We start from the raw sequence: 11,157 nt of genomic DNA, 5'->3' as shown, positions 1-11,157 counted from the left end.
GGCCTGGCCGCGACTGTTCAGCGGCACCGAGACCCTACGTTCAAGGAGATACACATGAAGCGCACCGCACTTGCTGGCTTGTTCATTTCCGCTGCGATGTTGGCCTCTCCGGTGTTTGCAGATAGCCAGGCAGACCTTTGCCAGATCAATCTGCAAAAAATCAAGGATGCGAAAGTCAGCACCGAGCAGATGAGCGAAAGCATGAAAACCGATATCGACGCCACCGTCGGGCAGGCCACGGCCGAACAAGCCAAAGGCACCGAGGAAGGCAGCAAGAACTGCATCTCGCTGACCACCCAAGCTCTTCAGAAACTGCAGAACAACACCAAAGGCGATCAGCAGTAATGTCGCGTCCGGCCAACCTTCGGGTTGGCCTCAGACGCGGATTGGCGTACACTGCGAATGCCTGCCGCTCCTCCAGCTTCATGGAGCGACAGGTTCGGGGCCGTTTAGGATTCGACGCCGGTTGCGAAACTCTAGGTGCATGCCGAGTTGGTAACAGAACTCGTAAATCCACTGTTGCAACTTCTATAGTTGCCAATGACGAAAACTACGGCCAGGAATACGCTATCGCTGCGTAAGCAGCCTTAGATCCTGAGCTTCTGGTACCTTCGGGTCCAGCAATCATGAGGGGATGTCTGTAAACCCAAAGTGATTGTCATATAGAACAGAATCGCCGTGCAGTACGTTGTGGACGAAGCGGCTAAAACTTACACAACTCGCCCAAAGCACCCTGCCCGTCGGGTCGCTGAGGGTTAACTTAATAGACACGGCTACGCATGTAGTACCGACAGCGGAGTACTGGCGGACGGGGGTTCAAATCCCCCCGGCTCCACCATTTCATCATCTAAAGACGTCCACGGACGTCTTTTTTTGTGCCTGAAATCCAGTAAATACGGGGGTTTCAGGGCCATTGAGCTCCACAGCGCTTCAGGCTGATCCATTTTGAAATGTATTCCAAGGCGTATTCCAAGCCCGTGACTGGTAAATTTTGGAATACACAAACAGCGTTGGAGTACCCATGGGAGCCCGAGCCACACGCCTTTCAGACCTGAAAATCAAAGCCGCCAAGCCCAAGAACAAGGACTACACATTGACCGACGGCGACGGCCTTCAGTTACGAGTCCGAACCAACGGTTCGAGGCTTTGGAATTTCAACTACATCCATCCCGTGACCAAGAAACGGATCAACATGGGACTGGGGACGTTCCCGGAACTCAGCCTGGCTCATGCGCGAAAACGCACGGTTGAGGCCAGGGAGCTGGTTGCCCAAGGACTGGACCCGAAAGAGCAACGCGATGCAGATCGCCAAGCGAAAAAAGCTGCGACAGAGCACACCTTTCAAAACGTGGCGACGGCATGGTTTGAACTGAAGAAAGATTCAGTGACAACCGCCTACGCTGAAGATATTTGGCGATCACTCACGCTTCACGTCTTCCCGGATCTACACGCGACCCCGATTTCTGAAATCAGCGCTCCTCAGGTCATCAAATTGCTTAAGCCACTTGAGACCAAAGGCAGCTTGGAAACGGTCAAGCGCCTGACCCAACGTCTCAACGAAATCATGACTTACGGGGTGAACTACGGACTCATTCATGCCAACCCCCTGAGCGGAATTCGATCGGTCTTCAAAAAGCCCAAGAAGAAAAACATGGCGGCATTGCCCCCCCGATGAGCTCAATGAACTCATGGTGGCGATTGCCAACGCCAGCATCAAAAGAACCACCCGGTGCCTCATCGAGTGGCAGCTGCACACGATGACTCGGCCATCCGAAGCTGCGACCACCCGATGGGCTGACATCGACTTCAAGAAGAAGATCTGGACGATTCCACCGGAGAATGAAGAAACGCCGCACACACATCATTCCGCTCACGGAGCAGGCCTTGGCGCTCCTGGAGGCCATCAAGCCCTACAGCGGACACAGGGAGTACGTGTTTCCCGCCGACCGCAATCCGCGCACCCATTGCAACAGCCAGACCGCCAACATGGCGCTGAAACGGATGGGGTTTGAAGGGCGACTCGTAAGCCACGGAATGCGCTCCATGGCGAGCACCATCCTGAACGAGCATGCCTGGGATGCCGAACTGATTGAGGTTGCCTTGGCTCATGTCGACAAAGATGAGGTTAGAAGCGCTTACAACCGCGCGGACTACATTGAGCGTCGACGCCCAATGATGGCCTGGTGGAGCGAGCACATTCAAAAGGCGGCCACGGGTGACTTTTCAATAGCAGCAATCCATGAAAACAGAAGCCGGAAAGTCGTCTCGATTCGTTAAGCAAAATCAACTTTATGGCGACGACGGCGACAGCGGCGACAACCCTCGTCGTCTCTGACCACGGGCGAGGCGACAAACTGGCGGCCGTCGCCACCACAAGTGTCGATCATGCTTTTCCGCCAAAGCCGTTGCGCTCGGGAAGACTTCGCAGCAACGTTTGCAGTGGCTCGCTTGGCGATCTTACAAACGGTAATAAATCTATCTAGAGCCACCGAGAACCAAGGTCTTCTACGTCAGTTGCATTCCCCGATGGCCCGGTTGATCGCCAGTTCGATCGTGGGGTACACCAGCGCCTAACGAGGAGCAGTTAGCGGCGATCCGAGTAGTTACAGAGCGCTGAAACTACGACAAATCGTCGTGCTTTCTCCTAAGTAGCGAGGAAAAAACTGACCTCATAAGGAGATAGTACTCGATGCAATTGTGCGAAAAATGCGATCCACCACCGCGCCCTCTGCTGGACTATCAGCCCCAACCATTGACCTACCCGGTCGAAGCGCTGGGTGAACTCCTGGGGGGCGCGGTAGAGCGGATGGCAGAGGTCATCGGCGCACCGAGTGCCATGGCCGCACAATCGGTGCTGGCCACCGCAGCTCTAGTGACTCAAGGCCACGTCAACGTACAACTCGATGGCCGTACCTATCCGCTGTCTCTGTATCTGCTGACGGTCGCATCATCAGGTGACCGTAAAAGTGCAGTGGATCATCAAGCTCTCTCGGCAGCGCGTAACTGGGAGCGAGAGCAGTGGTCTGTGTACACGGAAAAGCTCAACGCCTACCAATCTGCAATTCGTCTTACGGCCAAAGCCCACCGACAGGCAAAGCATGAAATCTGTGAACTATCCGACCCCGTCCAGCCCAGGCTGATCTCCACCGACCCTACCATCGAAGCACTCATAAAAAACCTCTGTTATGGGCTGCCGAGCATGGGCCTGTTCAATGACGAAGGCGGTCAATTCCTCGGTGGCAGCACCATGAGCAAAGAGAACCAGCTCAAAGCGATCACCACGCTGTCGAGAATCTGGGATGGCAGTCCCATTGACCGGACACGGTCCATGCCAGGAGAAAGCCTACGGGCCTATGATCGTCGTCTCAGCATGCATCTGATGCTGCAGCCATACCTGGCTAACCAGTTCCTCAAAGATCCGATGATCAATGGTCAAGGTGTGCTCGGTAGATTCCTCATCAGTTGGCCTGAACGTTTGATCGGTCAGCGCCTGTACAAGGCGGTAGATCTAACGCAAGACCCCAAGGTCCAACGCTACCAAACGCATATCACTGATCTGCTGAAGAAGCCGTTAGCGACCAACAAGGACGGATCGCTCAAGCTCACGACATTGGAGTTAACGGACAGCGCCCGCATGGCCTGGATTGATATTCACGACACCATAGAGTGTCAGTCTGGCGAGTTCGGCGAGTTGGCCGGCGTTCAATCCGTCGCAAGTAAAGCTGCTGCCAATGTACTGCGCATCGCCGGGGTTCTGGCGGCAATCGAAGAAGCCTGTGCCTTGAACGAAGAGCATATTCAGCGCGCTTCAACGCTAATGGATTATTACCTGGCCGAGATCCAGCGCTTGACTGAGCAAGAGCCGGTTAACACCCTACGTGAAGAAGCGGATCGTTTGTTACGCTGGCTGAAGCAGAAAGGCTGGACCCGTTTTACCATCCGAGACATCAATCGCAACGGCCCTCGCTTTGCACGCAAAAGCTGTAATCACACCGCCACGCTTCTAGTTGAGTTACTCACAGCGAACTGTGTGAAGAGCCAAGACGCCAAGACTTTCGAGGTGTGTCGTGTTCCGTCTGAATGACGCAGTACGCCGCTTTCAGTCGAAAAATCAGACGCCCCCTGTCCTGCGATGTGTCGCCACTTCCGTCGCCAAACTGTCGCAAGATGCCAACCGTGGCATCCCGCAGATTGTCGCCAGTGTCGCCGCTGTCGCCGCATCCAGCTCAAACCCTGTCGACATCAAACTGCTGATCCAGCAACTGCGCAAAGACGGAGTAGTGCTGTACCACCATGAAAATACTCTGCACATCCGACCGAGACACTGGCATCAGCTGGATCGAATCAGCGGCTACTGGAAAGCTATGCTTCTCTTCCTTCAAACGAATGAAAATTGATGATGGTCTGGATCGGTCAGCATTAGAACCATGACATTGGCTATCTCCAACTGCGGTCCAACAACACTCAAAATATCTGGTCGCCAGTGCTCACATCTTTACGGTGAACTCGGCATGAGACTCTCCGTCCTCAGACCAACAACATGCGAGAGATACTGACCGTTGAGATCTGGCGACAGAATTGGTGCACGCCTGCAGCCACATGAGCAATCACTGCTAACTGATCACAGACTGCCCCCACATCAAAATCAGAAGACGAAGGTGTCGGACGTAAACAATCCTTTGCCCAACATTCGGGAACACTCGATAGTCGGTTTTCGGATTGACGACAAATACCAGTGAATGCAATCTACAAGCTCACACTAGCCGCCAGGATCTTCGAGACGGCACTGCGGTTTCCCGCAGGATCCTTCCAATGTCGCATCGCTTCCGGAAGCGCGAACAGTCGACTTGAATGTCGACGGAAGCATGATATTCCCCCACCCAAGACGGGCCTCCCCGTCTTGGGGCAGGCCTTTATTATTTTGGAGGTCTTAATGAAAAATCGACTGGCAATGTATAAAGCCCTGAAGGCGATCAACGTGCCTGAGCAGAAAATCGAAACAGTTATCCAAGCCATGGATTCTGATATGCATTTATCTTTTGCAGGTACAACCGATCCCGACTTCGCACGATTTCGCGCAGAGCTATCCCGGTTTCGGGCGGGTCTCATTATGGATATTGGCGTGATGCTCTCCCTCGTGGTGGCGATTCTCTTCGCTGGGATTGCGTTTATCCACTAACAACTCTCTCTTCCAGCAAAATCAGAAACCACCTGTTTTAGGACAGGTGGCTTTTTGATTTTCTTAGGTACCAATCACCGGATTGCCCAAGCACTGTCTACCAGGTCGCTACACCCAACCAGATGTATACCGCGGCCAAGGGCAACCATCTGTCGACATGAGCTCCGAGCAGTTCGAACGCTCAATGCAGCAAGCACCGTTGAGCTTAGCATCCCTCATTAGCAGACCAGAACCGATCCCCAAGGGCCCATTCATACCCATCCTCAGCGCAGAACCGACAGTCTTTAAAGGAATTCAGTCAAGGTGCTAGAAATCAGGAGAAACAAGGCCTATAGTCGTATTACCTGTCAGAAACTATCCACAACTCTTCTGACATGATAGGAGTCAGCCATGTCTGTCGCAGAGTCTATCTCGAACCGAATTAAGCACATGCCTAAGGGTAAGCCCTTTGCTGGCGCAGTTTTCGCGCAGGCGGGCTCGCGCGCCTCGGTAGACAAAGCGCTGTCTCGGATGGTGCTCAATGGCTCCCTAGAGCGCGTTGCTCGCGGCGTCTACATGCGCCCTAAACAGAGCGAGTACACGGGTAAGAAGGTTCGAGCTAACCCGATTGCAGTCATGGAAGCGGTCGCCCGGGCAAGAGGCGAGACTATCCAGGTCCATGGCGTAGAAGCTGTTCGTCGACTGGGACTAAGCACTCAGATGCAGGTTCTGCCGACTTACTACACCAGTGGATCGACGCGTGAAATCAAGATCGGTAATGCGGTAGTTCGGTTGCGTCATGCGTCTCGGCAACGACTCCAGCAAGCTGGCACCCAGGTAGGGGTGGCACTGACTGCGTTGTTGTATCTTGGGAAAGAAGGACTGACTGAGCAGGCCGTAAGTAAGGTAGCCAGCTCGCTCAGCGCTGAGGAATTCAACAAGCTCATGGCCTGTAAGATGCCCGAGTGGATGCGGTCGGCGTTGGCCGGTTCCGCTAAGGAGTATGTGTGTCAAGATCGTACTTTGAACTACCCCAAGCTGGTCAACGCGAAATCCTAGATGAGGCTTTTAACGAGACTGGTCGCTCGCCAAGCGTCATCGAGAAGGACATTTGGCTGACGCTGGTACTTCAGCTTCTTTTTGCAATGCCCGGCCGAAAGGCTATGGCTTTCAAGGGAGGTACCAGCCTTTCGAAGGTTCATGGCGTGATAAAGCGCTTCTCCGAAGACGTGGACATTACAGTGGATTTCAGAGGGCTGGGCTGCGAGCACAGTGTTCCTGAGCTACTGCAGCTCTCCGGTGGAAAGCGTCGAAAGGTAAGCGACGCCCTCATTGCAGAGGTGGGCCGTTACACCCGTGAGGCCGTATTGCCCTACCTGAATGACCAGCTTCAAAATTATGGATGCGCTTCGGAATGTCAGGTTTCCGTGAGCGATGACGGCGAGTCGATCCATGTCCACTACCCAGCGATGTCGGCAGACGCAAAAGGCTATTTGCGTGATCACGTTCTGGTGGAGTTCGGCGGTCGAAACATCATCGATCCGAATGCGGTCCACTCCATTCAGCCGGACATTGCTGAGCTGTTCGAAGGCATTGTCTTCCCAAAGGCCGAAAAGGTAGTGGTTCTCTCACCGGCCAGGACCTTCTGGGAAAAGGTCACGCTGATTCATGCACAGTGCAACAAGCCCATTCCTGAAGGCAAGGACCGAATCTCACGGCATTGGTACGACCTAGCAATGCTCCTACAGCATGACGTGGGCGCAACTGCCAAGAACGACCTCGAATTGCTTGATGACGTGATAGCGCTCAAGTCGGTCTTCTACAACAGTGCCACAGCACACTATGGTCGGTGTGTCAGTGGTGAGCTGAATCTGATTCCAGACCAGGACAATTTCCCTCGACTTGAGGCCGACTATTACGCCATGGAGCGCTCAGGCATGCTGAACGGGCATGTCTACCCACTGGGACGCATCATGGAAGACCTCACCGCACTTCAAGAGCACGTCAACCACCTAGCGCTAGGCAGGGGCTAGCCATCTAGGGCTACGTGTAGCGCAAAACAAGAAAAACTTTATGACTCCGGCCTATTATTGACCTGATTGAGCAGGTAGCTGTCGGACATTTGCAGCCAGTCGGAAGCGGTGCCATGACTCATTCCTACAGGCTCATAGCGGCGCGCATCTAAACGCGGCTGAATATCTGCGAGGCAGTAGACCTGTCTCGCAAAAGAACATAACTTGCCGGCTATCATCGCTTCAGCTTATCGACTTCCGCACGAAGATCTTCCCGATCTGCCATCCTATTCCACGACTCCGATATCCTCTCAAGCATAGCGGATGTTCGGCAGAACTCCGCAGACTGTGTAGCCCAGTTTGAGTATTCCCCAGCTAGCGCTCGCTCTTGAGCGCCTCCCTCCCCCATCGACTTCATGTAAGCCCCTCGCTTGTTGAAGCATTCCACCTCAAAACCAGTTTCGATTTGCTCAGATGCGAGGTTTTCTATGACCATGCACACCTCAACCGGAGGCCAAATTGCTCCTGTATCAAATCGCGGGGAGTGCGCGAGAGTCTTCCCTATATGCTGATCGGCAATGTCGGTAATGTCTCTCTCAGCCGCCGCCGTGCGGACACCTGCAATCCAGGACTCAAGTTTCGCTAGATCAACGCCTTCTGCGCTAGCTCCAGGTAATGTCTTGAAGGAAGAAAGCAATCGGAATGAAACGCTCGCAATGTTCCTTTCGTGATCCGTCACGTCCTCCCTAGCAGGCGAGTTTTTACCTCGATAAATATGGGAGAGAATTTCTATAAAAAGAAGTGGGTTTTCGGCAATTTGCTCATAGATAACCAAGGAGCGTCGCTGGTCTTGAATTGCTGGCAGATATGCGTATTCCAATCGTGCGATAGCAAAACGTTCAACATCAGCACGCCCATCAAGCTCTTTGAAAGCTGATTCGAGATAATAAGAGAGCATCGTCCCACTTTGTTTACTTTCAGACTGCTGCAGTCCTTCGGAAAGCAAAGTGATAATTATCTCCGAAGAAAATTCGGTTAATCGCCGGTGCCCTAGGCATAGAACTTCAATACTCCGACCGACGGCACGAAATTCCTTTACGGCTCTTAGTAGATCGTCATGGGACCCTCCGTGTGGGAATATGTTGAGACGCTGCCAGTATTGATCATGAACCTCCCGCCCCTGAGACTCTACAAAATCCCAAGTCCAGTTATTAACCGGCCAACCGAGGAGCAAATAACACTTATCACCTGCGTCAGTTACTAGAGGAAATATCTTCTCCTCTATAAGTTGAGACCAAGCATCTCCATATCTCTGTGCACCCAGCGCTGAGGCATAAAGAGCTAGATCTCCAATAGGAGACTGCTGCACAGCCGCTTCAACAAGCGTGACTAAATTTGACTGGGTGATTTGCTCAATATCGATTGCTTGAGCGACTAGAATAGGAATGGCGGCCTTTTTTGTGAGTTCAAATATACCAAGCGCACCATCACGTTCCAAGATACGGGCCAAAGCCTCTTTTCTAAGGGCATCAGGCTCTAAACCCCCACTCTCATTGTACCGCCCGACATGTGGAAACCAGTCGTCAAACAGCTGCTTATCCTCGTAAATTGGATCGCCAGGGCGATGGCTATCTAGAAGGTCTTGAATTCTCTGCCGCTCCTCTTTCTCCATAGCCCAGTCACTGTCTGCATAAAAATCGTGCTTGGCAGCCATCGCCTGAAGCGCACTCCAGACTGGGTTAGCCTCATCCGATCGATGTTCGGTCAAATACGAATCAATATATGCAAGCACCGCCTCTCGATCGTCCGGCCTAAAGGCGGAGAAAGAGTTAACCAGCACTATCGCCCTTTCTTCATTATTACCAGCCAATGCAATTGCCCGGCTGACCACAGCATGCTGGGCGTCCCAGACCACTCCGAACGTAAGCTCTTCCTGGTTTACAGATGCAACATCACGAAGCTTAGGCTTTTGGGTGGGTGAGACAGTGTCGTGCGACCGCGGAAGTAGCTTGACCAAAAGCTGCCACCCTATCGCTGGAACCTTAGAAAGCACGATATCGATACAAGCAATACGCTGGCGAAGAGTCGCATGAGTGTTGGGCGACCAAGTAAGCAGAATGTCTCTCAAGCTATTAATAGGGCGATTGGCTTTGTTTGAGTCCGGTGCAGGGTCCAGCTCGGCAAGCTTTGCCAAAACGATCGCAGCTCGATTCAGCAGCTTCGGATCCCAAGCCAAAACCTCCAACGCCCAGAGGATCTGGATGTATGGACCCGATGCCGAAAACGGCCAATCATCCCTGTCGTTAAACAGACCAACGATCTCGCCCTGCTCGCCCCCGAACATAGATTCGAGGGCCGTCAAAAAAGGGCTAGGCGCAGCCTCTGCGAACAAGGCTGTCTGATCCGATAGTCCTACCAGGGCCCTATGGCTTTTCCCCCACTCAGGCAATGAGCTAACTACTTCATCAACGAATTGCTGGGCGGTTGCCTGATTCATATACAGGCCGCCAACTTGGTCCATCGTCGCGATAATCAGGAGCGTCAGCGCCAGCCCTTCTCTCAACCACTTGCTGTAGTTGGCAGGAGAGACGTAGTTAAGGCTAAACTTTTCATCGCGAGATGGCTCCTCTACAACATGGCTGAAAACCTTCAGCACCGCAGCTTTCAAACGCTGCAAGTCCTGCTCTCCAACTAAATGCCCATAGAAGCTAAAGGCGTCGACAGGGGCTCGCACTTGCCAACATCCATCAACTCGATCAAACGGTGGATCAGCCAACATGATGGTTGGAAGCAGCTTTTCTTCCAGGTCGACGTAGTTCTTCAGCCCCGAAAGATCCGCTAACACAAGTTTGTCGAGTTCCTGACTAACGGACCAGCCTCCAGCTAGAAACGCGGCCTTCATGCCCCCTGCGTCACTTACCCACTCAGGCGAGCAATAGGCTTGATTTGATATGAGTCGTTCGAGAATTGTGAGACTACGGCCACATCTGTGAGCTAATTCATATCCTTCCTCACGATCGATCCCCATCGCCATAAAGCCGTCGAGCATTCCGGTCGCTGATGATCGCTTAAGCGACGTGTGCTTTCTGGCCTGAACCCCAGTTACTGCTGATAGAGTTGGGCCTTTAGAAGCGAGGACTCCCGACATTCGATCGCCTTCGTTGGTAGTAATGAACGTCAGATTTGTGTGCTGACTTAGGAATCGCGCTGCGGCCTCAGTCTCAACAATCAGCGTTTTCACCTCCAACGCCCTTTTGACATCAGGGGGCGCCATACGAATCGCCGCAACTGCAAAAGCAACAACCTCAATGGCCGTCTCCGCGCCAAGCATGATTGCTTGAGCTGGTCCAGCGAGGTTACGAAGCAAGTCTTCGGCAATCTCGTGACGGTCTCCCAAGACAACCTTCTCGTGCAAACGAGGCTTGAAGCGCAAGCTATACATTTCCCAAAACTCGTCCGTGCTGAGCGCGCCATTCCGAGGCGCATTACCCAAGATGTTTCTGGCGTACAACGCAGCCACAGCAGGGTGTAGATCAAGCCAGTGGACCAATTCGACGGCATCTAGGTAAATGACCTTCTTCCACTTTCCCTCCTTGGTCCTATCGTTCTCCCATTTAGTGAGAAGCTTTCGTGGCGTATCCCATTTCTCCAGATTTACCAACACCAGGGTGCTTTCGGCCATCTCGGCGGGATCTGTTTTATCTGTCCGTTTGTTGTAGTCATCAGTCGCTTTTTTTGCACCCGCACCGGCCCCAAATTCCCATTTGGATTTACCAGCGGGCACAAACGCAGCGGCCTCGGCGGTCTCAAGGACACCATCCCAGCCTCTAACTTGGCCCGCATCACCTCCCGGAAATCGAAATCGGCTGGCATCGGTGATAGACGCCCTTATCAAGTCAGCTATAAGGTCAGGAAGGTGTGCACGAGCGTCAATCCTCTGAGCCCAATCAGCTAAACCCGCCTCATCGATCCACTGCATGTCGCATC

The 11,157-nt window shown here is 53.1% G+C and carries 7 protein-coding genes, 1 other RNA gene and 1 pseudogene; 8 read left to right on the top strand and 1 reads right to left on the bottom strand.

From position 1 onward, the window contains the following. Positions 1 to 54: 54 nt before the first annotated feature. The 8 genes and pseudogenes from PSH84_RS08625 to PSH84_RS08590 all read left to right on the top strand — a co-directional run bounded on the left by PSH84_RS08625 (position 55) and on the right by PSH84_RS08590 (position 7,191). The gene (locus tag PSH84_RS08625; protein ID WP_122569124.1) at positions 55 to 345 is read left to right on the top strand and encodes a PA2433 domain-containing protein; all 291 of its coding nucleotides are present in this window, start codon (positions 55 to 57) and stop codon (positions 343 to 345) included. 96 nt (positions 346 to 441) lie between these two features. After that, positions 442 to 838: a transfer-messenger RNA gene (gene ssrA, locus PSH84_RS08620) on the top strand. A gap of 183 nt (positions 839 to 1,021) precedes the next feature. Continuing rightward, positions 1,022 to 2,277 (top strand): annotated as a pseudogene (locus tag PSH84_RS08615) (integrase domain-containing protein). A gap of 412 nt (positions 2,278 to 2,689) precedes the next feature. After that, complete coding sequence (locus PSH84_RS08610; protein WP_305482644.1) at positions 2,690 to 4,084, top strand: YfjI family protein; 1,395 nt, start codon at positions 2,690 to 2,692, stop codon at positions 4,082 to 4,084. Beyond that, complete coding sequence (locus tag PSH84_RS08605) at positions 4,068 to 4,397, top strand: hypothetical protein (RefSeq protein ID WP_305482643.1); 330 nt, start codon at positions 4,068 to 4,070, stop codon at positions 4,395 to 4,397. Before PSH84_RS08610 ends, PSH84_RS08605 begins: the two co-directional genes overlap by 17 nt. A gap of 536 nt (positions 4,398 to 4,933) precedes the next feature. Continuing rightward, complete coding sequence (locus PSH84_RS08600) at positions 4,934 to 5,179, top strand: hypothetical protein (protein WP_305482641.1); 246 nt, start codon at positions 4,934 to 4,936, stop codon at positions 5,177 to 5,179. A gap of 390 nt (positions 5,180 to 5,569) precedes the next feature. Beyond that, positions 5,570 to 6,217 (top strand): DUF6088 family protein, encoded by a 648-nt coding sequence (locus PSH84_RS08595; RefSeq protein ID WP_305482639.1) that lies wholly within the window; start codon positions 5,570 to 5,572, stop codon positions 6,215 to 6,217. After that, positions 6,166 to 7,191, top strand: a complete 1,026-nt coding sequence (locus PSH84_RS08590; protein ID WP_305482637.1) for a nucleotidyl transferase AbiEii/AbiGii toxin family protein — start codon at positions 6,166 to 6,168, stop codon at positions 7,189 to 7,191. The genes PSH84_RS08595 and PSH84_RS08590 overlap by 52 nt, the downstream gene beginning before the upstream one ends. Before the next feature lie 214 nt (positions 7,192 to 7,405). Here PSH84_RS08590 and PSH84_RS08585 read toward each other — a convergent pair whose 3' ends face one another. After that, positions 7,406 to 11,149, bottom strand: a complete 3,744-nt coding sequence (locus PSH84_RS08585; protein WP_305482636.1) for a hypothetical protein — start codon at positions 11,147 to 11,149, stop codon at positions 7,406 to 7,408. Between the last annotated feature and the right edge of the window lie 8 nt (positions 11,150 to 11,157).

Source organism: Pseudomonas beijingensis (assembly GCF_030687295.1).
Classification (GTDB): Bacteria; Pseudomonadota; Gammaproteobacteria; order Pseudomonadales; family Pseudomonadaceae; genus Aquipseudomonas; species Aquipseudomonas beijingensis.
The sequence above is the reverse complement of the archived record's forward strand: the minus strand, read 5'-3'. Positions and strand labels throughout refer to the sequence as shown.

Coding starts and splice junctions, on each gene's coding strand:
- PSH84_RS08610 (WP_305482644.1), top strand. CDS start 2,690: ATGCAATTGTGCGAAAAATGCGATCCACCACCGCGCCCTCTGCTGGAC.
- PSH84_RS08585 (WP_305482636.1), bottom strand. CDS start 11,149: ATGCAGTGGATCGATGAGGCGGGTTTAGCTGATTGGGCTCAGAGGATT.
- PSH84_RS08595 (WP_305482639.1), top strand. CDS start 5,570: ATGTCTGTCGCAGAGTCTATCTCGAACCGAATTAAGCACATGCCTAAG.
- PSH84_RS08600 (WP_305482641.1), top strand. CDS start 4,934: ATGAAAAATCGACTGGCAATGTATAAAGCCCTGAAGGCGATCAACGTG.
- PSH84_RS08625 (WP_122569124.1), top strand. CDS start 55: ATGAAGCGCACCGCACTTGCTGGCTTGTTCATTTCCGCTGCGATGTTG.